The sequence below is a fragment of the Pseudovibrio japonicus genome (assembly GCF_014651595.1).
GTDB lineage: Bacteria > Pseudomonadota > Alphaproteobacteria > Rhizobiales > Stappiaceae > Pseudovibrio > Pseudovibrio japonicus.
Genome location: NZ_BMXE01000004.1, coordinates 221160 through 243131, shown reverse-complemented (window position 1 = coordinate 243131; position 21972 = coordinate 221160). Strand labels below are relative to the sequence as shown.

Genomic DNA, 21972 nt, shown 5'->3' with positions numbered 1-21972 from the left:
CAGACGGCTTATTTGGGTGTGTTTGACCGAAGGTTTTCCCCATCCGGAGTGTGACTAATAAAACCCATTGTCGCATTTTGGCAACAATTCGTGCTAATAGTCTCTTTCAAAATTAATAAAGTTAGAGCAGCTGCGCAGGTTCTCGTTTCATGATTGTCAGATCAAAAGCAGAAGAACATACCCGAGAACTTGATGGGAAGGGTCGCAAGTCCCGCATGTTCGGCCTTTCTGTGGTTTTGCTGGCCCTGTGTTCTATCGGGGTTTCCTTTCTTGTGCTGATGGGCGTTACGCCCATCGTTCCATCTGAAAGGGTCGTTTATCTCGCGCTGGCTTTTAACGGCGCACTTGTGTTTTTGCTCATCGGGCTGATCATCTATGAGCTGGTGAAGTTGTTACAGGCGCGCCGCCGTGGGCGTGCGGCTGCCCGGCTTCATGTGCGTATTGTGACCATGTTCTCGCTGGTGGCGGCTTTGCCAGCGTTCATTGTTGCCGTGGTGGCGACAATTACGCTGGATCAGGGGCTGGACCGCTGGTTTGAGACGCGCACGCGCAGCATCATTACCAATGCGCAGTCGGTTGCGGCGGCCTATGTTCAGGAGCATGGGAACTCACTGCGCTCTACCTTGATTGGTATGATCAGTGATGTGGATCAGAACCGGAACTCCTACTATGACGATCCATCCCGGTTCGACCGCTTCTTTGAAACCCAGACATGGGTACGCGGATTGCTGGGGGCCTATGTTCTGAAAGAGGACGGGACTGTTGTAATGCGGGTGCTGCGGGATCCGCAGGTGGAGCCCTTGTTGCCGCCGCCTGTGGCGATGAACCAGGCGGCTGACGGGGCTCCGGTTCTGATTGCGCCAGGGGTTTCCAACCTAGTGGGCGGGGTCATGAAGCTTTCCGCCTTTGACGACCTTTACCTTTATGTGACGCGTGCTCTGGACCCACGAGTGGTTGAATACCAACGACTGGCGGAAGCTGGCGTGGATGAATATGCAGAGCTGGAAGAACGCCGGTTCGGGGTTCAGCTGGCATTCGCGCTGGTTTATGTGGGCGTTGCGCTTGTCTTGCTGCTCTCCTCCATCTGGGTTGGCTTCGGGTTTGCAAACCAGCTGGTGCTGCCGATCCGAAATCTGATTGGTGCGGCGGATCAGGTTTCCAAAGGCAACTACTATGTTGAGGTTGAGGCAGCGAAGGCGAGCGGCGACCTTGAGAATCTTGGGCGCACCTTTAACAATATGACCGGCCAGTTGCGCGGTCAGCGTGATGCGTTGCTGGCAGCGAATGACCAGATTGACCGGCGTCGCCGCTTTAGTGAAGCTGTGCTGGCGGGCGTTTCTTCCGGCGTCATCGGCATTGATGATGAGGGCCATGTGACCATGGTCAACCGGTCTGCCAAGCATCTGCTTAGTCAGGGTGAAGAGAAGCTGTTGGAAAAGCCGATCTACGAGGCTGTTCCAGAGGTGGAGGCTGTTGTTTCCAAAGCACTTGAAGAGCGTAGTGGCGGCTCACAGGTGGCGCAGGTTTCCCTTATGCGCAAAGGGCGTGAGCGCACGCTCAATGTGCGTGTGACGACGGAAGAGGCGACACGTTCTGAGCACGGTTTTGTGGTGACGCTGGACGATATTACGGATCTTGTAGCGGCACAGCGTAACTCTGCCTGGGCGGATGTGGCGCGGCGCATTGCGCATGAGATCAAGAATCCGCTGACACCGATCCAGCTTTCAGCAGAACGTATCCGGCGCCGGTATGGCAAGCGCATTGAAGATGACGACCGCAAGGTATTCGATCAGTGCGTTGATACGATTATTCGTCAGGTGGGAGACATCGGGCGCATGGTGGATGAGTTCTCCTCATTTGCGCGGATGCCAAAACCGAAGATGGAAGTTGCTGATCTGCGGTCTGTGATCCGGGAAGCTGCGTTCATGGTCTCGGTGGCTAATTCGCAGGTTCATTTTGAGACCGAACTGCCTGAAGATGCAGTGCGGGCGACGTTTGACAGTCGTCTGGTCGGCCAAGCTGTTGGCAATGTAATCAAGAACGCGTCGGAGGCTGTTGAGGCTTATCTGGCACGGGAAGAAGCGCCGGAACAGGGCCGTGTTCTGGTCAGGCTTACTGTGGATGGGTCGGTTTATACGATCGATGTGATCGACAACGGCATTGGCCTGCCGAGCGAGCAGCGCGCACGACTGCTTGAGCCGTATATGACGACCCGCGAGAAAGGCACAGGCCTTGGGCTCGCGATCGTGCGGAAGATAATGGAAGATCATGGGGGTGGAATTGAACTGTTGGATGCGCCATCTGTTGCCGAGGGAGGCCATGGTGCCATGGTTCGGCTGACGTTGCGCAGTTTTGATGTTCCTTCCCCCGCTGATGATGAAACTTAAGAATGGTGGTGATAAGCCGTGGCAAGTGACATTCTGATTGTTGATGATGAAGCAGATATTCGTGAGCTGATCGCCGGGATCTTAGAGGACGACGGCTACAACACCCGCACCGCTGGCAACAGTGATGCAGCGTTGGCAGCGATTGCAGATCGTCGTCCATCTCTGATTATTCTCGATATCTGGCTTATGGGCAGCAAGCTGGACGGGCTTGAGGTTCTTGAGGTGATCAAGAAAGAAAACCCGGATCTGCCTGTTGTGATCATTTCCGGTCACGGCAACGTGGAGACAGCAGTCTCTGCAATCAAAAAGGGTGCTTACGATTACATCGAAAAGCCGTTCAAGGCAGATAAGCTGGTTCTGATCACGGAGCGTGCACTGGAAGCCTCTTCCATGAAGCGCGAGATCAAAGAACTGAAGCAGCGGGCCGGGGATGTTTCCAATCTTGTGGGCAGCTCTTCCTCTATGAACAACCTGCGCCTGACCATTGAGCGTATCTGCCTGACCAACAGCCGTGTGATGATCACGGGGCCGTCCGGGTCTGGCAAAGAGACCGTGGCGCGGACGATCCATGAGGCGTCTCCGCGTGCCAAGTCTCCGTTTGTGGTGCTTTCGGCGGCCAATATTACACCCGAGCGCATGGAAGAGGAGCTCTTCGGGATTGAAGAGACCGAGAGTTCTCCGCGTAAGGTAGGGGCGTTTGAAGAGGCCCATGGCGGGACCATCTATCTGGATGAAATTGCGGATATGCCGCTGGAGACGCAGAACAAGATCCTGCGTGTACTGGTGGACCAGACATTTACCCGTCTGGGCGGGCATAACAAGGTGAAGGTGGATGTGCGCATCCTGTCTTCCAGTGGCTACAATCTGGAGAACCGGATCGCGGATGGCCTGTTCCGTGAGGACTTGTACCACCGTCTGGCTGTTGTGCCGCTTCGGGTGCCTGCGCTTGAAGAACGCCGCGAGGATATTCCGCAGCTGATCCACTTTTTCATGAAGCAGATTTCCAACTCCACAGGTCTGCCTATGCGCCGGATTGGTGAGGATGCCATGGCGGTGCTGCAGACACACGACTGGCCAGGCAATCTGCGCCAGCTGCGCAACAATGTTGAGCGGTTGATGATCCTGACGCGGGCAGATGCAGATGCGGTGATTACAGCGGATCTTCTGCCTGCCGAGGTGGCGTCTACCGTGCCCAGTATGCCGGGCGCTTCTGGTGGTGAGGAGCTGATGTCCTTGCCACTTCGTGAAGCACGTGAACAGTTTGAGCGTGAGTATCTGCAAGCACAGGTTAAGCGTTTTGGTGGTAATATCTCGCGTACCTCTGAATATATTGGTATGGAACGGTCAGCATTGCACCGAAAGCTCAAGTCTCTTGGACTCACCTGATCGGTGACGTTAGAGACAGAGCAAAGGACTGAATTATGAAGGTTGTGATTTGTGGTGCCGGACAGGTTGGCTACGGTATTGCCGAAAAACTTGCCGCGGAACAGAACGACGTTTCAGTGATTGATACCAGCCCGCAGCTGGTTCATGCCATCCGCGATACGCTGGATGTGCGCGGCTTCATCGGCCATGGGGCACATCCGGACATACTGGCGCAAGCCGGTGCAGACCAGGCTGACATGATTATTGCGGTGACCTTGTATGACGAGATCAACATGGTTGCCTGTCAGGTGGCGCACTCGCTGTTTAACGTGCCTATCAAGGTTTCGCGCGTTCGTGCGCAAAGCTATCTGCAATCCCATTATCGCAACTTGTTCTCGCGCGATAACATGCCGATTGACGTGATCATTTCTCCAGAAATCGAAGTGGGCGAGATGATCCTCCGGCGCTTGTCGCTGCCCGGTGCGATGGAAACAGTGCGGTTTGGCGATGACAAAGTGATCATCGTTGGGATCGATTGCGGTGCTGATTGTCCGGTGCTGGATACTCCGCTGCGCCAGCTGACGGAGCTGTTTCCGGATCTTTCTGCCGTGGTGGTTGGTATTGCCCGTGATGGCAAGGTCTTTGTTCCGCACAGCTCGGATATGATGCGGGAAGGAGATCTGGTTTATGTGTGCTGCGAGCGCGGTCAGGTGCGCCGGACCTTAAGCATTTTTGGTCATGAAGAGCCAGAGGCCAAGCGTGTTCTTATTGCAGGTGGTGGTAATATTGGTGCCTATGTTGCTCGCCGTCTTGAGGACAAGCAAAGCAGAACCAAAGTAAAAATTATCGAGCACTCCCGTGATCGTGCTATTCGTATTGCTGATGAACTGCGCAGAACTGTGGTTTTGCATGGCAGTGCGCTTGATCAGGTGATGCTGCAGGAAGCGGATGTGGAAGACTCGGACATGATGGTGGCGCTCACCAACGAGGACGAGGTGAACATCCTTTCTTGCGTGATGGCAAAGAAAATGGGCTGTAAGCGCAATCTTTCGCTGCTGAACAACACCAGTTATCCAGCGTTTGCCAATGCTTTGGGCATTGATGCGTTTGTGAACCCGCGTCAGGTGACGATCTCCAAGATCCTGCAGCATGTGCGTCGTGGCCGTATCCGTGCGGTTCATGCGCTGCAAAATGGGGCTGCGGAAGTTATTGAGGCGGAAGCACTGGATACTTCGCCGCTGGTTGGCCGTCCTTTACGTGAAGTTGAGCTGGCAGAGGGCATCCGCATCGGCGGTATTTTACGCGATGGCAATGTGATCACGCCATCAGGTGATGAGCGCATTCTGGCCCATGACCGGGTAGTGATCTTCGCTGTTGCCGACAAGGTTCGTCAGGTGGAGCAGATGTTCCGCGTTTCGCTGGAGTTCTTCTAGGGCCCGGCCTTTGCTGCGGTCCTCTCAAGGGCGGGGAGGCATCTCGAAGTTGGGGTTTTTCCGTTTTGGAGTGGACAAAACGGCGTTTTTGCGGCGCGAATGCAGGGTTTCTCAGTGTTTGGACGCGGAAATGTACGGTTTTGGGTAGTCATCACGACTTGATAATACGAAATAAACACCATTAGGTGTGACTTGCTGTTTGTTGCTTGAATTGGAGTGGTTGATGAGCCGTGTTGCCTACGTAAATGGACAATATGTGCCACATTCTCATGCCAGTGTGCATGTTGAGGACCGGGGGTACCAGTTCTCCGACGGTGTTTATGAGGTCTGTGAGATCTGGAAAGGCCAGATCGTAGACATGACCCCACATCTGGACCGTTTGGATCGGTCTCTCAAGGAATTGCAGATTCCTGCTCCTATGTCGCGGCGGGCTCTGGTGCGGGTGATGAAAGAGGTGATTTCTCTCAATAGGGTGAATAACGGCATCATCTACATGCAGATCACGCGCGGTGTGGCGCCGCGTGAGCACAATTTTCCGCCAGCAGGTACGCCGCCGTCTGTTGTGATGACAGCTAAATCGGTGTCTCCACATAAAATGGACCAAGTTGCGGCTAAAGGTGTTGGTGTTGTTACGGTAGAAGAGAATCGTTGGGATCGGGTCGATATCAAGACTGTTGGCCTTTTGCCTAATGTCCTTGCTAAACAAAAGGCTAAGGAAGCCGGTGCTCATGAAGCATGGTTTGTGGATAAAAATGGCCTGATAACTGAAGGTGGTTCAACGAATGCGTGGATAATTCTAAAGGACGGCACTTTGGTAACACGTCCGGCTACCCACGGAATCTTAAGGGGAATTACACGAGAGGGCGTTTTGAAATTGGCGGAAAAGAAAGGTTTTTCCGTAGAAGAACGCGGTTTCTCTATGGATGAAGCAAAAAATGCGAGAGAGGCATTTTTAACTAGTGCTTCGGGGCTTGTGATGCCAGTCGTGAAAATTAACGAAACAATATTGGGTGATGGCCAGCCCGGTCCAATCGTCCAAGACTTAAGAAAATCATTCCATGACGCGTCAGAGTTGATTAAACTGACGGTTGCCGGGGGTAATGCCCCCGGTGTTTGCTGAAGGGAACTTACGAAGGCGGCGCACCTTAAATGTGTTGGGGCATCTCTCTTTTGTTGGTGAGTGTCACATGGCCGTCTCGAGGATGGGAACAGTAAATGGTGGATGCCGCGGCCGCGTCCACTGAGAACAGGAAAAAAATAGATATGGCTGACCGCGCTCAAAATCTTCAAGATACATTTTTAAATCATGTCAGGAAGCAGAAAACGCCTCTGACAATCTTTTTGATCAATGGTGTAAAACTGCAAGGTGTAGTAACTTGGTTTGATAATTTCTGCGTCTTATTGCGGCGTGACGGGCACTCCCAGCTCGTTTACAAGCACGCAATTTCAACAATAATGCCAAATAGCCCTATACAGCTGTTCGAACCAGCTGAAGAAGAAGGCGAAAAAGCAGGAGGCTGATGAAGCCCCAATCTAAAAAAGAAGCCGGTCTGAACGCTAAGCAACGCGACGCGAATGTTGAGGCCGGCGAAGACGGAGTGACCCGGGGAACCCGGTCACTCGTCATCGTACCCATTATTCAAAGCAGAGCTCTGGCGAGAGGGAAAGGTGCTCCCGAGCGCCCCTTTGGTGCTGAGCGTAGCCCACAAGCCAGGCTGGAAGAAGCTGTTGGACTGGCAGCTGCAATCGAACTGGAGATTGTCTCCTCGGGTCTGGTGCGACTTTCAAATGTGAAACCGGGAAGTTTGTTCGGTTCTGGCAAGGTGGAGGAAATCCGCCAGCAGATTGAACTGGAACATATTGAACTGGTTGTCGTGGATCATCCGCTTACTCCAATCCAGCAGAGAAATCTGGAACGGGACTGGCAGGTCAAGGTCATTGACCGGACGGGCCTTATTCTGGAAATCTTTGGTGATCGGGCACAGACCAAGGAAGGTCGCCTGCAGGTTGAACTTGCTCACCTGACCTGGCAGAAATCCCGTCTGGTGCGGTCATGGACCCACCTGGAACGTCAGCGTGGTGGTCTTGGGTTTGTTGGTGGTCCGGGTGAAACGCAGATCGAGGCCGACCGGCGCATCATTCAGGATCGCATCACCTTGCTGAAGGGGCAGTTGGAGCAGGTTCAACGGACTCGTAAGCTTCACCGTAAACAGCGTAAGAAGGTGCCGCATCCGGTTATTGCCTTTGTGGGCTATACCAACGCGGGCAAGTCTACGCTGTTTAACCGCATGACCAATGCGGAGGTGTTTGCCAAGGACTTGCTGTTTGCAACGCTCGATCCGACACTTCGCCGTTTGAAGCTGCCTCATGGCCGCGAGGTCATTCTGTCTGATACGGTGGGTTTCATTTCCGAGTTGCCGCATAATCTAGTGGCTGCTTTCCGGGCAACGCTGGAAGAGGTTATTCAGGCCGATATTGTGCTTCATGTGCGCGATATTGCTCATGAAGACACCAAAGCGCAGTCTCAGGACGTGAATGAAACGCTGGAGATGCTTGGTCTTAAAGTCTCTGAGAGTGACCGCGTTCTTGAGGTCTACAACAAGATTGACATGCTGGATGAGGCACACCGGGCCAAGTTGCTGGAGGGCAACGCGGTTGATGAGGGGCCGATTGCGGTTTCCGCTCTTACTGGTGATGGCATTTCGGATCTGTTGGCGCGTATCGAAGCCCGTTTGGCTGAGCAGTTGGATACAGTGGTGATGGTGCTGCCGCACAGTGATGGGGAAGGTCATGCATGGCTTTACCAGCACTGCGAAATCCTCTCCCGCGAAGACGAGGAGGAGGGCATTCGCCTTTCTGTACGTGTTCCAGATGCTCACCGCTCCCGCGTACGTTCGCGCTTTGCTAAGTACTTCGTGGCGGGCCGGGAATTGGCAGAAGAGCCTGCCTCAGAAGAAGACAAGGATGATGGTGGTTACTCGCCAATCTGATTGCCTCTGATGAGCTGACAAAGACATGAAAGCCCCGCTTGAAAGAGTGGGGCTTTTTGTTGCGGGGTGGGGAGGCCTGTCCATGACGTATCATGACAAGAATAGCTAGGAGCGCTAGAATATCTTTTATGACGACCCGCCCAGCCAATCCGCCTTTGAAGCTTACCTCTGAGTTGATTGCCGAGATCGATCAGTACCTGCTTGTCAGGACACAGGTTCGAAGGGCTGATCTTTGTTTGGTGTTTGGATCGCACAGAAGTGCAGAAGCGCGGGTGCAGGTGGCGTTGAAGCTGTGGCGTGACGGGCTTGTGCGACGCATTCTGATTTCTGGTGGAGAGCGCACTGCGCTTGGTGTGCCTGAGGCGCGTGATATGTGTGCGGCTCTGGTTGCAGGTGGTGTACCTGAACGCTGCATAATGCTGGAGACACGAGCGACCAATACGGGCGAAAATGTGGAGTTCTCGATTGCGCGTTTGAAGGAGCTTGGGCTTTTTGAGTGCGTTGGGTCAGTGATTGCGGTGGGCAGCGTGAGTGCATCGCGCCGCTATCTGATGACGCTGGAGCGGTTTTGGCCGGAGGTTATCAAGATGATTGCGCCAGCGAATAAGTATCCGGTGGATGTGGGGGGCTGGCCAACGCACCCTGAGTTTGCACAAGAGGTTTTGGATGAGTGGGGCAAGATCCAGCCATATCTTGAAGCTGGCTATCTGCGTGAGCTCAATCGGGAAACTTGTCCGCTGATTGAGTGAATGGGGGCAGGCGAACCAGAGGTCTGTTCGCCTGATTTTCTTGCTATCCTGCCGGATCAAACTTCTTGGCTGCCTGCCAGTGGGCTTCCATCTCGTCAAGGGAGAGGTCTGTAAGCGGGCGGTCTTCGGCGTTAGCGGCGTGTTCGATATGGGCGAAGCGGCGGCGGAATTTGGCGTTGGTGCGTTTGAGGGCGGCTTCCGGCTGAATTTCCAAATGACGAGCGAGGTTCGCGATTGCGAACAGGACATCGCCCAGTTCATCTTCGATCTTGGCGCGGTCCGGTGTGCCTGCTTTGACCTCAACGGTGAGCTCTTCCACTTCCTCTTTGATCTTGTCGAGGACCGGCTCGGCTGCGCCCCAGTCAAAGCCGACTTTTGAGGCGCGGTGCTGGAGTTTTTCTGCTTCAGTGAGCGCCGGGAATGTGGAAGGAACCTCATCGAGAAAGCCCTGCGGCTTTTCGGTGAGGCCCATCTGGGAGCGCAGGGCTTTGCGTTCACGCTTTTCCTCTTCCTTGATGCGGTCCCATGTGCCTTTTGGGAAGCCAGCGGCCTTTTGCTCCTCATCTCCAAAGACGTGCGGGTGGCGGCGGATCATCTTTTTAGTGATGGCTTCGACTACATCGCCGAAGCTGAATGCGTCTTCTTCCTCGGCCATGCGGGAGTGGTAGACGACTTGCAAGAGCAGGTCTCCCAGTTCCTCTTTCAGGTCGTGTAGGTCTTCGCGCTCAATGGCATCTGCAACTTCATAGGCCTCTTCGATCGTGTAGGGCGAAATGGTTTTGAAGTTCTGCTCCAGATCCCATGGGCAGCCGGTCACTGGGGTTCTTAGAGCCTTCATGATTTCGATAAGGCGGGAAATGTCGCGGGAAGGTAGCATGGATATCCTGATGCGTAAGTTCGTTATTGCAAGTCGGGCGGACACTATCAGGCTCGCTGTTTTATGGCGAGAGGCTTTGTCCGACTGTTTTTGATATGTGGTGAGTTGCTATTCAGGATCTGGTTAAAGTTAATGAGGTTTAACTTTAGGAGATTTATTTAAGTCGCTGAATTTGCAGCAGAATGCAAAAGAGGCGCCGGAGCGCCTCTCTAAGGGTTCGTGATGAGACAGTGGCTTAATCCAGAGCCTGGAGGGTTTCGCGCAAGGTGCCAATCAGCACATCAATCTCGCCCTTTGAGATAATGAGCGGAGGTGACATGGCGATTGTGTCGCCGGTGGTGCGGATGAGGATGTTCTTCTCATAAGCCTTGAGGAAAGCATTGAACGCGCGCTTGGCAGGCTCACCGGCCATTGGCTCCAACTCAACGGCTCCAACCAGTCCGATGTTGCGAATGTCGATCACGTGCGGGCAGTCGCGCAGGGAGTGAAGGGCATCCTGCCAGTACTCGGCCATGGATGCGCCGCGGGTGAGTAGCTCTTCCTCCGCATAAACATCCAGCGTTGCCAGTGCAGCGGCACAGGCCAGCGGGTGGGCGGAATAGGTATAGCCGTGGAACAGCTCGATCAGGTGATCGGGTCCGTTCATGAAGGCATCGTAAATTTTGGAGCTTGCGAAGACAGCGCCCATAGGGACGACGCCGCTGGTGAGGCCCTTGGCAGTGGTGATCAGGTCCGGCGTAACACCGAAATAGTCAACACCAAACGGAGTGCCCAGACGGCCAAAGCCGGTGATGACTTCGTCGAAGATCAGCAAGATCCCGTGCTCGTCGCAGATCTCGCGCAGACGCTTCAGGTAGCCTTCTGGCGGCAGGATCACGCCTGCAGACCCAGCAACTGGCTCTACGATGACCGCTGCGATGGTGGAAGGATCGTGAAGCTGGACGAGGCGCATGAGGTCTTCAGCGTACTCAACGCCGTTCTTCGGCACGCCTTTGCTGAACTCATTGCCAGCAATGCCGTGGGTGTGGCGCAGGTGGTCAACGCCTGCGAGCAGCGTTCCGAACTGCTTGCGGTTGGCAACCATGCCGCCAACGGAGGTGCCGCCGAAGTTCACACCGTGGTAGCCACGCTCGCGGCCAATCAGGCGGGTGCGACCGCCTTCACCTCTTGCTTTGTGATAGGCCAGCGCCATCTTGAGCGCGGTCTCAACACTCTCGGAACCGGAGTTGGTGAAGAACACGTGATTGAGCGGGTCTGGCAGGAGCGCGGCCAGGCGGGCGGCGAGTTCAAATGACATTGGATGGGCCATTTGGAAGGGCGGCGCGTAGTCCAGCTCAGCGACCTGCTTTTGCACGGCCTCAACGATCTTCTGGCGGCCATGACCGGCGTTACAGCACCACAAGCCCGCAGTACCGTCCAGAATCTGGCGGCCATCGGCGGAGGTGTAGTGCATGTCTTTGGCTTTCACCAGAAGACGTGGGTCTTTCTTGAACTGCCGGTTTGCCGTGAAAGGCATCCAGTAGGCATCAAGATTATTTGTGGTCAGGCCGGCGATCTGTTCGGTCTCGTCCCGCGCCAATATGTTTGCCTCTGTCATTTCCCCTCCAAGAACGCTTGAGATGAATTCTGTTCGTTCGGTTGAGCGTCGTTTTTTATTACCCTCTGGTAGGATATGCGTTTGAGACTAGGTAGAAGACCTAGGTAAATCAAGGTATTTCAAACCTATGCGCGTATTATACGTAGGCCTATACCCTTGGTGACAATCAGTTTTGTCGGGTTAAGCTTTGCAAATCTTCCGGCGTGGCTTTATAGCGGACATGGGGCCCATAATTGCTGTTTTTGACCAAAGAGTAAAATTTCTTATTACAATCAATGCTATGCATTTGCGGTGCTAGGGCGAGCTAGATGAGTGAGCGCAAAAAAATTAGGGTGAACGAGCGCTTTTCGATTGAAGAGCGGGACATCAGGGAAGACTTTATCCGAGCGTCGGGGCCTGGTGGCCAGAACGTGAATAAAGTTTCCACTGCGGTGCAGCTGCGATTCAATCTGGATGGAAATACGACGTTGCCGGAGGATCTGAAGGCGCGTTTGCGCAAGATTGCCGGATCGCGTTTGACACTGAAGGGCGAGATTGTGCTGACGGCGGATCGGTTCCGCATGCAGGAGCGCAACAGAGAAGACGCGCTGGAGCGGCTGTTAGAGCTTATTCGCAAGGCTGCCTATGTGCCCAAGACCCGCAAGGCAACACGGCCAACGCTCGCCTCCAAGCGCCGACGGGTGGAAGGCAAAAAGCAGCGCGGCAACATCAAGAAGCTGCGCAGCTCCAAGAACTACGATTAGGTGAGGTAGGACCGCGCGTTGTTGCGGGTCTTAGTCGTCTTCTTCCAGAATGCGCAGGGCTGCGTCCATGGCCAGAATGTAGCCGTGGGCTCCTAAGCCGCAGATCATGCCTCTTGCCACCTTGGAGATGTAGGAGGTGTGCCGGAATTCTTCGCGCTGGTGAATGTTGGAGAGGTGGAGTTCAATCACCGGGCGCTCAACGCTGGCGATTGCGTCCATAATAGCGACGGAGGTGTGGGTGAAGGCGCCTGCGTTGAGCACGATTGCAGTGTGGGACTGGCGGGTATCGTGGATCCAGTCGATCAGCTCGCCTTCGTGATTGGACTGCTTGCACTCAATGTCTACGCCCAGCTGTTTTGCGTGGGCGCGGCACTGATCCTCGATCTCCGCCAATGTGGTGGCGCCGTAAACTTCCGGCTGGCGCATTCCAAGCAGGTTCAGGTTCGGTCCGTTGAGGATGAGGATCTTCTTCATGAAAGCTCTCTGAAGTTGCGTGTCGATCGGGTCTCACCTTAATGACTTGAAAGTAGCTGCGACGCAAGGTCTTTGCTTTCAAGGCCAAGGGTTGATTTCAGTTCGTCCTTAAGGATTTGCACTGCCATGTCAGGTGTCAGGGCGGTGTCGGGCAGGTTGGAAACATCATAAAGATTGAAGGCCAGCGACATAAGTTTCCACGCGGCAAACTCAACGGGCAGGGTAAGGGTATACTCGCCGGTTCTGGCGCCTTCCTTGAGGTTGCTGCACAGCCATTCGTGGCTTTTGTTGGTCTCTTCGCCGTAGACACGGGCAAACTCGGGGTCTCGGTTGGCTTCGTCTGCCGCGCTGACCCAGACGCTGGTTTCGGATCTTTCTTCTGGCGTGACGTTAAAGCTGAGGAGGCGCAGGAGAGCCTGTGTGGGAGGCAGGTCATTTGAGATTGTGATGCAGTTGGCGCCATTTTTTTGGGATAGGTAGCGCAAGGCCTCACACTTCAGCTCGGAGAGAGACTTGAAGTGATGATGGATAATGCCTGTTGCAGCATCCAGTTGTTTGGCAACCGCGCGGGTGGTGATGCCAGCGAACCCTTTTTCCTTTGCAACTTCCAGTGTTGCCAGAATGATTGCTTTGCGGCGTTCTTCCTTAGCCAGATAGGCCATTTATGTTTCCACACTCTTTCTTGGAATTGGTCATTCTTGACATAGCATGAAATTGAGCGTATGTCCAAGTTGATCAAATGTTCAATTTGCTTTCTGTTTTAGTGTTGATTGAATGCGAGGATGATGCCTCGTGAGCACGAAGGTGATTTCATGTCCGTGGCATTGGCAGAAGAAAAGATGACAACGGGGCATCCGGGGAAGGAGTTTTTCCGGTTTGCCGTTCCGGCTGTGGTTGGCATGTTCTCCATTGCCTCTGCCAGCATTGTTGACGGTATCTTCGTTGGAAATTTTGTTGGTTCCACTGCATTGGCGGCGATCAGTCTGGTTGCGCCAATGTTTGCGCTGTATTTTGGCGTAGTGGTGATGCTGACTGTTGGCGCTGCTGTGATGGCAGGCAAGTTCATTGGCGAGCAGCGGGAGAGGGATGCCTCCAACATCTTCATGAAGGCGCTGGTCAGCGTTGTGTTTTTTTCCCTGGTCTTTTCGTTCTTACTGCTGGTTTTTACGCCAACTGCCGCCCGCTTGCTTGGCGCCAATGCCGAAACTGCCGAGCTGGTGGAGACCTACATCTTCGTCGTTGCCTGGTTCTTTCCGGGGTTGAGCATTGCTGCGGCCTTGAATCATTTCGTGCGCGTTGATGGGCGGCCTAACTTTTCTCTTGTGGGCATGATGCTGATCACCGTGGTCAACATTGTGCTTGATGCCTTGATGATTGGCTATCTGGGTTGGGGCGTCTGGGGTGCTGCACTGGCGACCGGACTCGCCAGTCAGGCTGGCATGCTGTTTCTTCTTCTGCATTTTGCCAACAAGGATGCCAAGTTGCGGTTCCTGCGGCCCTTCGGGTCGTGGCGAGTGATGTTTACAGCGGCTTACAACGGGCTTTCAGAGTTCATCAACGAGAGTTCCGGCGGTATTGTGGTCTTCCTGTTCAACTGGATCCTGATTACCGAGATGGGTGCACAGGGCGTGGCGGCCTTCACTATTGTGAACTACCTATTCTTTACCGGGATCATGGTGTTTTACGGTGTGGGCGAAGCGCTTGGTCCGTTGGTGAGTGTGAACTTCGGTGCCCGCAAACCAACGCGGATCTACCAGTTCCTATTGCTCGGGGTTGGCACGAACTTTGTAGTGGGTTTGCTGCTGGCGTCTCTCTTGATCTTCCAGCCTCTGATGCTGGCCAGTGCCTTTGTTGGCGATGCTGATCAGACGACGATTGATCTGACCGTTGCGATTATCGGTGTGATCTGGCCTGTCTTCCTGTTTAATGGCGTGAACATAGCCTTTTCTGGATATTTTACCGGTATGCACTGCGCGGCCCAGTCTGCGTTGATTGCAGTGTCCCGCTCGCTGGTAATGCCGCTGGTGCTGATTGTGAGCTTGTGGTTTGTGATTGGCCCGATGAGCGTGTTTTATGCGCTGCCAGTGGCTGAGGCACTGACGCTGGTGATGACACTTTGGATGTTCATGCAGAAAAGGCCGCACTGGATAGTGCAGCAGAGCCAACGCTCCCCCTCCGAGGCGGCCTAGACTTCGATGTAGTTTGCCGGTGGTGTTTCTTGTTTGCTGTCTGACGATTGCGTCAGGTGGCGCGGATTTACGGGCGTCGGTAAGACCCTGCCTAATTTTATTACCGGATATTATCGGATCGTGTCGTAACTCAGTTTCGAGCCAGAGCATTCGCTTACAATCTGGAGATATTTCATAGATTTTTATGGACAACTTGGTTGGCTCAGGCAAAGTGGTGCTTGTGCAAATTGTCACAGGTAGTTTTCCGTGTGCGCACATGGTCAATCAATCAAAAAGCTACAGCCCGGAGGCTGTAAAATGAGCCACATCTTTCCTAGAAATACTCGTATCTCCCTTCCAAAAGCGGTCAAGGGCGATGGGTGTTACCTCATTGATGAAACAGGTAAGCGATACCTTGATGCCAGTGGAGGCGCAGCTGTCTCCTGTCTTGGGCATTCCAATGAGAAAGTGATCCAAGCCATTAAAGACCAGCTGGATAAAGTTGCCTTTGCCCACACTGGCTTCTTCACCAGTGATGCGGCTGAAGTGCTTGCAGACAAACTGATTGCACAGGCCCCTGAAGGTATTAATCGCGTTTATCTGGTTTCCGGTGGTTCTGAGGCTGTTGAGTCTGCCATCAAACTGGCGCGTCAGTACTATGTCGAAAAAGGTGAGAGTGAGCGTACGCACGTGATTGCGCGCTGGCAGAGTTATCACGGCAACACTCTGGGAGCGCTTTCTGCTGGCGGCAACAAATGGCGCCGCGAGATGTTTGGCCCGCTGCTGATCGAAATGTCTCACATTGATCCGTGTTATGCCTATCGTCATCAGCGTGATGATGAAACGCTGGAAGAGTATGGGCTTCGTGCTGCTAACCTACTGGAAGATGAAATCCTTCGCGTGGGTCCGGAGAAGGTGGCAGCATTCTTCGCCGAGCCTGTTGTGGGGGCGACCATGGGTGTGGTTCCGGCGGTGCCGGGGTATTTGAAACGGATCCGTGAGATCTGTGACAAGTACGGTGTGCTGCTGGTGTTTGATGAAGTGATGTGCGGTATGGGCCGGACCGGTCACGTTTTTGCGTGCCATGAGGATGGTGTGGCTCCTGACATCATTACCATCGCAAAAGGTCTTGGCGCTGGTTATCAGCCGCTCGGTGCGATGCTGTGTTCTGAGGCTATCTATAGCGTGATTGCACAGGGCTCAGGTTTCTTCCAGCACGGCCACACTTATATGGGGCACCCGGCGGCTGCAGCTGCTGGTAGTGCGGTTGTGGACCAGATTACCGAGCCGGGCCGTATGGAACATGTGCGTGCTATGGGCGAGAAGCTTCAGGCGGCTTTGGAGCAGGCGCTTGGTCAGCATCCGAATGTGGGTGATATTCGTGGGCGCGGTCTGTTTCGCGGTCTGGAGTTGGTGCAGGATCGGGAGACCAAGGAACCTTTGGATCCGGCTTTAAAGATTAATGCGAAGATCAAGTCTCTTGCTAAAGAGGCAGGTCTGATCTGCTATCCGATGGGCGGTACCATTGATGGCAAGCGCGGTGACCATGTTTTGCTTGCACCTCCCTTCATCATTGATGACAGCCATGTTGCGGAGATTGTTGAAAAGCTCAGCTATGCGATCAACGAAAGCCTTAGGCAGGCAGGGGTTTTGACGTCATGACCAAACGGCTCATCATGAGTGCGCCCAATGGTGCACGGCGTGGCAAAGCGGACCACTCTCAGTTGCCTGTGACGATTGAGGAGGTGGTGTCCTGTGCGGTGAGCGTGGAAGCGGAGGGCGCGGATGCTCTCCATGCACACGTTCGCGACGCTGAGGGGAAACATGTTCTGGACGCAGTGCTTTACAAGGAACTCATTCTTGAAGTGAGCGCCATGTGTCCTGATCTGGCGGTTCAAATCACCACAGAAGCTGTTGGCGTTTACAGCGCGCGGGAACAGTATGATGTTGTCGCTGCGGTTGAACCAGAGGCAGTTTCGGTTGCCCTGCGCGAGATGGCGCCTGATGGCGGTGATATAGATCTGGCACGCCGGTTCTATCATGAAGCTAAGGAAGCGGGCCGTGCGGTTCAGCATATCTTGTATGCGCCGGAAGATGTGGCCAGGCTTGATCTGCTGATGGATGAGGGCGTTGTGCCTGCCGGCTATGGTAGCCAGCTTTATGTGCTCGGCCGTTATGCCAAGGATCAGGAGAGTGATCCGCGTGATCTTCTCGGTTTCCTTGCCGCCCGCGATGAAGCTTCACATATTGCTCAGGACAATCCGTTCATGCTCTGCGCTTTCGGGCGTGCTGAGACGGCGTGTGGTGCACTGGCCTTCGGCCATGGCGGGCATGCCCGGATTGGGTTTGAGAACAGCCTGTGGCATGGCTCTGGCAAGCTTGCACGAGACAATGCGGAGCGCATTGAGGTGGTCGCTCATATTCGCAGCGAAATGGGATATGAGGGCGCTGTTTCCAGAGATGAGGTGCTGAAAGTACTTGGAAAGCCGCAATAGGCCGGTCATTCTTCAAGGAGAATGAGGAAAGGCTGCTATCGACGGGATAGCAGCCTTTTCGCTTCAGCAGTCTTTGCTGTATTCTGATATAAGTTCGTCACGGCGGTCCGGGTCTTCAGCCAGAGTTGCTGCGATCCTGCCGGAACCATAGGCGATTGCGTAGATTGCTTCCTGCTTGTTCATGCCTTTGGCGTAGGCTGAGGCTGTGATCAGTCCTCTGAGCACATCTTGTTTACCGCTCTGATTGGATAGACCGTAGAGATAATAGCAGGTGATACGGTCTTGTTGCTTATACGCGAATTTCTCCGCTCTGCTTTGATTATAGCCCGCATCCGCAGTTGATATGCTGGCTGCGAATAAGATCAAACCGCCAGCTACTGTTTGTAGTATCATGAAAAACCCCCGTGTTTTCGAGGATTAGTCTGGAAAAGTATTGTGGCAGCTTTTTATTAAAATTCAGGAGAACTCATGTAATCGACAGACTTATTTAAGGCATCTATATTTCGTGTGGATATATCAATGGGGCTTGTATGCTATCTTCTTGGAAGGCAAGTTTCGTATCAGGGGGAGCTTGGGGTGGATTACAGCTATGCAAGTGAGTGTCTGTATCAAGCAATCCGCGTGCTTTGTGGCGATGGCGCGCGTGATCAGCGTCTTCGTGATGCAATAGCTTTTCATATTCAAAACATCCGCCCTGAGTGTGATTTACCGGAGGATATCCGGGCAGACTTTTGGGAGTTCAGGAGCTTTGCATATGACGTTGGAGGGCTGCGGGAAGAGGACCTAACTCAAGCAATTGATATGGTTATCGCGCTTTTTGATCGCCTGTGTCGAGATCAGGAGCTTGCCTGAACACCATTCTTAGTGAACGTCGAGACCGTACTTGCGGAAGGTGTCTTTAGCAGCTTCGGTTTCTTCTGCTGTTGGTTCGCGGGTGTCTTTGAGCTGATAGGATTTGCCCATGGACTGCCATTTGTGTTCGCCCATTTTGTGGAAGGGCAGTACATCAACGCGTTTTACGTTGCCGAGCTGGGAAACGAACTTCGCAACGCCTTCGACGTTTTCCGGGGCGTCTGTGAGACCCGGGACGAGGACGAAGCGGATCCAGACGTCTTTTTCCATTTTCTCCAGACGCTTTGCAAACTCAAGGGTCGGGCCGATTTCGACGCCAGTGACCTTCTTGTAAGTTTCCGGCACCCAGGACTTGATGTCGAGCAGATATAGGTCTGCCATATCGATGGTTTCGTCATCCAGGTTGGCATGGAGATAGCCAGAGGTGTCTACGGTGGTGTGAACGCCCATCTGGTTGCAGCCCCATAGCAACGTCTTGAGGAACTCTTTTTGCGCCATTGGTTCACCGCCGCTGACGGTCAGGCCGCCGCCGCCGGTCTCGAAGTAGGTGCGGTAGGTGGAGATATCCTTCAGGAGCTCGTAGGCAGAAGACTGGTTACCAGCTTTCAGCTTTAGAGTGTCCGGGTTATGGCAATACAGGCAGCGCAGCGGACAGCCAGAGGTGAACACAATGTAGCGCAGACCCGGACCATCAACGGTTCCGCCTGTTTCTACTGAGTGAACATAGCCCATGGTGTCTTGCATGGCTGGGGTCCTTTGTTGTCGCTTTTGAGCGGCTCTTCCTTTGGGAAGTTTTCGCTTTTCTAAATTACTTTAAAACTAAGGTATTTGGTGTTGTTTTTAAAGAGAAAACATTGCAACTCAGCCATTCATTTTTGAGGGATGTGCGGTCCTGTCGCACGTCAATGACACATATGTCGCAACAGACAAGGCGCAGGAGAGAACCCTGCGCCTTGTCTGGAGGTCTGGTTGGTCACCGCATGTAGCGTTGACCGTTAGCCAAAGCGTGTTACCGCTGACCGTGGAATGTTCGGTTGATGACATCCATCTGCTGTTCACGGGTCAGCTTGACGAAGTTCACTGCGTAGCCGGAGACACGAACGGTGAGCTGTGGGTACAGTTCAGGGTGTTCCATTGCGTCTTCCAGGGTCTTGCGGTCGAACACGTTCACGTTGATGTGGTGACCCATGTCATGCATGTAACCATCGAGCAGGTTGGACAGGTTGTTAATCCGTTCCGCTTCGTCCTTACCCAGTGCGCCCGGGATGATGGAGAAGGTGTAGGAGATACCATCCTGGCTGTCTTCGTAAGGAAGTTTGCAAAGAGACTTCATGGAAGCCAATGCGCCCTTCTTGTCACGGCCATGCATTGGGTTTGCACCGGGTGCGAATGGTTCACCTGCTTTACGTCCGTCAGGAGTAGAGCCAGTCTTCTTGCCGTACACAACGTTGGATGTGATGGTCAGAACGGACTGTGTTGGTGTCGCATTGCGGTACATTGGCTGATTGCGGATCTTGTCCATGAATTTCTTCATGATGTCTTCTGCAATCACGTCAACGCTGTCGTCGTTGTTACCGAAGCATGGGAAGTCGCCTTCTACTTCGTAATCAACGGCAAGACCTTCGTCGTTGCGGACGATCTTGACCTTCGTGTTTTTGATCGCGGAGATACTGTCGGCAACAACGGACAGACCAGCAATACCACAAGCCATGGTGCGCAGGATGTCACGGTCATGCAACGCCATTTCGACGCGCTCGTAGTTGTACTTGTCGTGGCTGAAGTGGATGCAGTTCAGCGCCTGAACGTAGACCTTTGCAATCCAGTCGAGCATCTGGTCGTAAAGTGGTTCCAGCTCATCCCATTCCAGCACGTCGCCTGTGATTGGACGGGCTTGAGGGCCGACCTGTTTGCCGGTCTTTTCATCGATGCCGCCGTTGATTGCATAAAGCATAGCTTTTGCAAGGTTGGCACGGGCGCCGAAGAACTGCATTTGCTTACCAATGCGCATTGCGGATACGCAGCAGGCGATACCGTAGTCATCACCCCAGTAACGACGCATCAGGTCATCGTTTTCGTACTGCACGGAAGAGGTTTCGATGGAAACCTTAGAGCAGTAGTCCTTGAAGCCCTTAGGCATGTGCTCAGACCACAGAACGGTCAGGTTTGGCTCTGGTGCAGGGCCGAGGTTGATCAGGGTCTGGAGAACGCGGAAGGAGCTTTTGGTGACCAGTGTACGGCCATCAATGCCCATGCCGCCGATGGATTCTGTGACCCATACCGGATCGCCAGAGAACAGCGCATTGTAGTCTGGCGTGCGCATGAAGCGGACCATGCGGAGCTTCATGACGAAGTGGTCCATTAGTTCCTGAGCTTCAGCTTCCGTGATGATACCGTTGTCCAGATCACGCTGGATGTAGATGTCGAGGAAGGTGGTTGTGCGGCCCAGAGACATGGCTGCACCGTTTTGTTCCTTGATCGCTGCAAGGTAGCCAAGGTAGAGCCACTGGATTGCTTCCTGAGCGTTTTCTGCAGGGCGACCAATGTCGAAGCCGTGTGCAGCGCCCATTTCCTTCAGCTCAGCAAGGGAACGGTACTGTTCGGAGATCTCTTCACGAAGGCGCAGTGTTTCTTCACTCAGGACATTGCCGTCGAGAGAGGCGTGTTGTGCCTTCTTGTCTTCCATCAGCTTGTCGATGCCGTACAGCGCAACGCGGCGGTAGTCGCCGATGATGCGGCCACGGCCGTATGCATCAGGAAGGCCGGTTACGATGCCAGCAGAACGAGCGCGGCGGATTTCCGGGGTGTAAATGTCGAAGACGCCATCGTTGTGGGTCTTGCGGTGCTTCTGGAAGATCTCAGCGGTTTTTTCAGAGATCTTGTAACCGTTGCTTTCCAAAGCTGCGACTGCCATTTTCAGGCCGCCATAAGGCATCAATGCGCGCTTCAAAGGAGCATCGGTTTGCAGACCAACGATCTTTTCGAGGTCTTTGTTGATGTAGCCTGGAGCGTGAGAAACAATTGAAGAAACAACTTCAGTGTCTGCATCCAGAACACCTTTTTTGTTTTCTTCTTTCATCAACTCAAGAACGGCGTCCCAGAGTTTGGTGGTTGCAGCTGTTGGGCCTGCAAGGAAGTCGTCCGCACCTTCGTAAGGAGTGTAGTTAAGCTGGATGAAATTGCGCACGTCAATTTCTTTGTTCCAGTCACCCTTTTTGAAGCCTGCATAAGCCTTGGGTCCGTCTTCTGCCAGGAATGGGAGAGTAGCGGCAGCGGCCTTTTCGATATTTTGGTGAACGCCCATTTTTAGGTCCTTCATCATTTGAGCAAATCAGCGCGGTTGCTACAAGTTGTGCCAATCGGCTTGCAGAGAGTTACGCTTCCTTGCGTCCAGTGCTTGTTGACATTGACTGTACTCCCCGGCTGTGACTGCATCTTGACTTATGTCAAATGGTAACTGGCCAGCAGGCCTGCAAAAAACGCAGGGCAGAATTATACAAATGCATACACTTTGGATTGTGCTTGAACCATTGCGGATGGCCCCAAAACACGCAAGAGTTGTATGCAACGCGAATAAGGCTGGAATTGATCTAAAGATCTGAAACTAAAAACAAAAAGACGTCTGTACCAGTAATGTATCTCAGAATTCGTGAGCTTTCCAAAAGCTCATAGGTAAATATCCTTAGATATTGCATAGGGGTATTGTACTAAGTAGAAGGTAGATGCGTGGATTTTGCATAGCTGATATGCCGAGTTTGAAATATTAGTGCGGGAGGTGGAAAAATAGTTTTTCGGACTCTGGAAGGGGTCCAGAGTCGCTATGAGAGACTCAATTTTGCCACATA

The 21972-nt window shown here is 53.5% G+C and carries 19 protein-coding genes; 12 read left to right on the top strand and 7 right to left on the bottom strand.

Features of this window, described 5'->3' with window-relative positions; translation table 11 throughout:
- Nucleotides 1–149: 149 nt before the first annotated feature.
- The 7 genes from IE076_RS12745 to IE076_RS12715 all read left to right on the top strand — a co-directional run bounded on the left by IE076_RS12745 (nucleotide 150) and on the right by IE076_RS12715 (nucleotide 8924).
- Nucleotides 150–2387 (top strand): sensor histidine kinase NtrY-like, encoded by a 2238-nt coding sequence (locus IE076_RS12745; RefSeq protein WP_209009076.1) that lies wholly within the window; start codon nucleotides 150–152, stop codon nucleotides 2385–2387.
- 18 nt (nucleotides 2388–2405) lie between these two features.
- Nucleotides 2406–3773: a nitrogen assimilation response regulator NtrX gene (gene ntrX, locus IE076_RS12740; RefSeq protein WP_189437176.1), complete on the top strand. Its 1368-nt coding sequence runs from the start codon at nucleotides 2406–2408 to the stop codon at nucleotides 3771–3773.
- Nucleotides 3774–3808: 35 nt separating this feature from the next.
- Entirely contained in the window at nucleotides 3809–5185 is a 1377-nt protein-coding gene (gene trkA / locus IE076_RS12735; RefSeq protein WP_189437175.1) for a Trk system potassium transporter TrkA, read from the top strand.
- Between the two features lie 223 nt (nucleotides 5186–5408).
- Nucleotides 5409–6305, top strand: a complete 897-nt coding sequence (locus IE076_RS12730) for a D-amino-acid transaminase (RefSeq protein WP_189437174.1) — start codon at nucleotides 5409–5411, stop codon at nucleotides 6303–6305.
- Nucleotides 6306–6448: 143 nt separating this feature from the next.
- Complete coding sequence (gene hfq / locus IE076_RS12725; RefSeq protein WP_008546823.1) at nucleotides 6449–6706, top strand: RNA chaperone Hfq; 258 nt, start codon at nucleotides 6449–6451, stop codon at nucleotides 6704–6706.
- Nucleotides 6706–8175: a GTPase HflX gene (hflX, locus tag IE076_RS12720; RefSeq protein WP_189437173.1), complete on the top strand. Its 1470-nt coding sequence runs from the start codon at nucleotides 6706–6708 to the stop codon at nucleotides 8173–8175. Before hfq ends, hflX begins: the two co-directional genes overlap by 1 nt.
- A gap of 128 nt (nucleotides 8176–8303) precedes the next feature.
- On the top strand, nucleotides 8304–8924 hold the full coding sequence (locus IE076_RS12715) for a YdcF family protein (RefSeq protein WP_189437172.1): 621 nt from the start codon (nucleotides 8304–8306) through the stop codon (nucleotides 8922–8924).
- A 43-nt stretch (nucleotides 8925–8967) separates the two neighbouring features.
- On the opposite strand, the gene mazG is transcribed toward IE076_RS12715, so the two are convergent.
- Nucleotides 8968–9801: a nucleoside triphosphate pyrophosphohydrolase gene (gene mazG / locus IE076_RS12710; protein WP_189437171.1), complete on the bottom strand. Its 834-nt coding sequence runs from the start codon at nucleotides 9799–9801 to the stop codon at nucleotides 8968–8970.
- 235 nt (nucleotides 9802–10036) lie between these two features.
- Nucleotides 10037–11398: an omega-aminotransferase AptA gene (gene aptA / locus IE076_RS12705; protein ID WP_189437170.1), complete on the bottom strand. Its 1362-nt coding sequence runs from the start codon at nucleotides 11396–11398 to the stop codon at nucleotides 10037–10039.
- Nucleotides 11399–11706: 308 nt separating this feature from the next.
- Between aptA and arfB the strand changes: the two genes are divergently transcribed.
- Nucleotides 11707–12141 carry an alternative ribosome rescue aminoacyl-tRNA hydrolase ArfB gene (gene arfB, locus IE076_RS12700; protein ID WP_189437169.1) on the top strand — a complete coding sequence of 145 codons (435 nt, stop codon included), beginning with the start codon at nucleotides 11707–11709 and terminating at the stop codon, nucleotides 12139–12141.
- Between the two features lie 30 nt (nucleotides 12142–12171).
- Here the strand turns inward: arfB and aroQ are convergent, their stop codons facing one another.
- Together aroQ and IE076_RS12690 are read right to left on the bottom strand one after the other, a co-directional pair.
- Complete coding sequence (gene aroQ, locus IE076_RS12695; RefSeq protein ID WP_189437168.1) at nucleotides 12172–12615, bottom strand: type II 3-dehydroquinate dehydratase; 444 nt, start codon at nucleotides 12613–12615, stop codon at nucleotides 12172–12174.
- A gap of 38 nt (nucleotides 12616–12653) precedes the next feature.
- Nucleotides 12654–13277 carry a TetR family transcriptional regulator C-terminal domain-containing protein gene (locus IE076_RS12690; RefSeq protein ID WP_189437167.1) on the bottom strand — a complete coding sequence of 208 codons (624 nt, stop codon included), beginning with the start codon at nucleotides 13275–13277 and terminating at the stop codon, nucleotides 12654–12656.
- Between the two features lie 120 nt (nucleotides 13278–13397).
- Between IE076_RS12690 and IE076_RS12685 the strand changes: the two genes are divergently transcribed.
- The 3 genes from IE076_RS12685 to IE076_RS12675 all read left to right on the top strand — a co-directional run bounded on the left by IE076_RS12685 (nucleotide 13398) and on the right by IE076_RS12675 (nucleotide 17278).
- Nucleotides 13398–14804: an MATE family efflux transporter gene (locus tag IE076_RS12685; RefSeq protein WP_209009075.1), complete on the top strand. Its 1407-nt coding sequence runs from the start codon at nucleotides 13398–13400 to the stop codon at nucleotides 14802–14804.
- Between the two features lie 297 nt (nucleotides 14805–15101).
- Nucleotides 15102–16445: an aspartate aminotransferase family protein gene (locus tag IE076_RS12680; RefSeq protein ID WP_189437166.1), complete on the top strand. Its 1344-nt coding sequence runs from the start codon at nucleotides 15102–15104 to the stop codon at nucleotides 16443–16445.
- On the top strand, nucleotides 16442–17278 hold the full coding sequence (locus IE076_RS12675) for a beta-keto acid cleavage family enzyme (protein WP_189437165.1): 837 nt from the start codon (nucleotides 16442–16444) through the stop codon (nucleotides 17276–17278). Before IE076_RS12680 ends, IE076_RS12675 begins: the two co-directional genes overlap by 4 nt.
- 63 nt (nucleotides 17279–17341) lie before the next feature.
- On the opposite strand, the gene IE076_RS12670 is transcribed toward IE076_RS12675, so the two are convergent.
- Nucleotides 17342–17671 (bottom strand): hypothetical protein, encoded by a 330-nt coding sequence (locus tag IE076_RS12670; RefSeq protein ID WP_189437164.1) that lies wholly within the window; start codon nucleotides 17669–17671, stop codon nucleotides 17342–17344.
- Nucleotides 17672–17854: 183 nt separating this feature from the next.
- On the opposite strand from IE076_RS12670, the gene IE076_RS12665 reads away from it, so the two are divergent.
- Complete coding sequence (locus IE076_RS12665) at nucleotides 17855–18130, top strand: hypothetical protein (protein ID WP_189437163.1); 276 nt, start codon at nucleotides 17855–17857, stop codon at nucleotides 18128–18130.
- 9 nt (nucleotides 18131–18139) lie between these two features.
- On the opposite strand, the gene pflA is transcribed toward IE076_RS12665, so the two are convergent.
- Nucleotides 18140–18874, bottom strand: coding sequence for a pyruvate formate-lyase-activating protein (pflA, locus tag IE076_RS12660; RefSeq protein ID WP_189437162.1), 735 nt, complete (start codon nucleotides 18872–18874; stop codon nucleotides 18140–18142).
- 265 nt (nucleotides 18875–19139) lie between these two features.
- Entirely contained in the window at nucleotides 19140–21431 is a 2292-nt protein-coding gene (gene pflB / locus IE076_RS12655; RefSeq protein ID WP_209009074.1) for a formate C-acetyltransferase, read from the bottom strand.
- Nucleotides 21432–21972: the final 541 nt, after the last annotated feature.

Excerpts from the sequence above, each read along its gene's own strand:
- IE076_RS12745 (WP_209009076.1), top strand. The coding sequence starts at position 150 with ATGATTGTCAGATCAAAAGCAGAAGAACATACCCGAGAACTTGATGGG.
- trkA (WP_189437175.1), top strand. The coding sequence starts at position 3,809 with ATGAAGGTTGTGATTTGTGGTGCCGGACAGGTTGGCTACGGTATTGCC.
- IE076_RS12730 (WP_189437174.1), top strand. The coding sequence starts at position 5,409 with ATGAGCCGTGTTGCCTACGTAAATGGACAATATGTGCCACATTCTCAT.
- hfq (WP_008546823.1), top strand. The coding sequence starts at position 6,449 with ATGGCTGACCGCGCTCAAAATCTTCAAGATACATTTTTAAATCATGTC.
- hflX (WP_189437173.1), top strand. The coding sequence starts at position 6,706 with ATGAAGCCCCAATCTAAAAAAGAAGCCGGTCTGAACGCTAAGCAACGC.
- IE076_RS12715 (WP_189437172.1), top strand. The coding sequence starts at position 8,304 with ATGACGACCCGCCCAGCCAATCCGCCTTTGAAGCTTACCTCTGAGTTG.
- mazG (WP_189437171.1), bottom strand. The coding sequence starts at position 9,801 with ATGCTACCTTCCCGCGACATTTCCCGCCTTATCGAAATCATGAAGGCT.
- aptA (WP_189437170.1), bottom strand. The coding sequence starts at position 11,398 with ATGACAGAGGCAAACATATTGGCGCGGGACGAGACCGAACAGATCGCC.
- arfB (WP_189437169.1), top strand. The coding sequence starts at position 11,707 with ATGAGTGAGCGCAAAAAAATTAGGGTGAACGAGCGCTTTTCGATTGAA.
- aroQ (WP_189437168.1), bottom strand. The coding sequence starts at position 12,615 with ATGAAGAAGATCCTCATCCTCAACGGACCGAACCTGAACCTGCTTGGA.
- IE076_RS12690 (WP_189437167.1), bottom strand. The coding sequence starts at position 13,277 with ATGGCCTATCTGGCTAAGGAAGAACGCCGCAAAGCAATCATTCTGGCA.
- IE076_RS12685 (WP_209009075.1), top strand. The coding sequence starts at position 13,398 with ATGATGCCTCGTGAGCACGAAGGTGATTTCATGTCCGTGGCATTGGCA.
- IE076_RS12680 (WP_189437166.1), top strand. The coding sequence starts at position 15,102 with ATGAGCCACATCTTTCCTAGAAATACTCGTATCTCCCTTCCAAAAGCG.
- IE076_RS12675 (WP_189437165.1), top strand. The coding sequence starts at position 16,442 with ATGACCAAACGGCTCATCATGAGTGCGCCCAATGGTGCACGGCGTGGC.
- IE076_RS12670 (WP_189437164.1), bottom strand. The coding sequence starts at position 17,671 with ATGATACTACAAACAGTAGCTGGCGGTTTGATCTTATTCGCAGCCAGC.
- pflA (WP_189437162.1), bottom strand. The coding sequence starts at position 18,874 with ATGCAAGACACCATGGGCTATGTTCACTCAGTAGAAACAGGCGGAACC.
- pflB (WP_209009074.1), bottom strand. The coding sequence starts at position 21,431 with ATGGGCGTTCACCAAAATATCGAAAAGGCCGCTGCCGCTACTCTCCCA.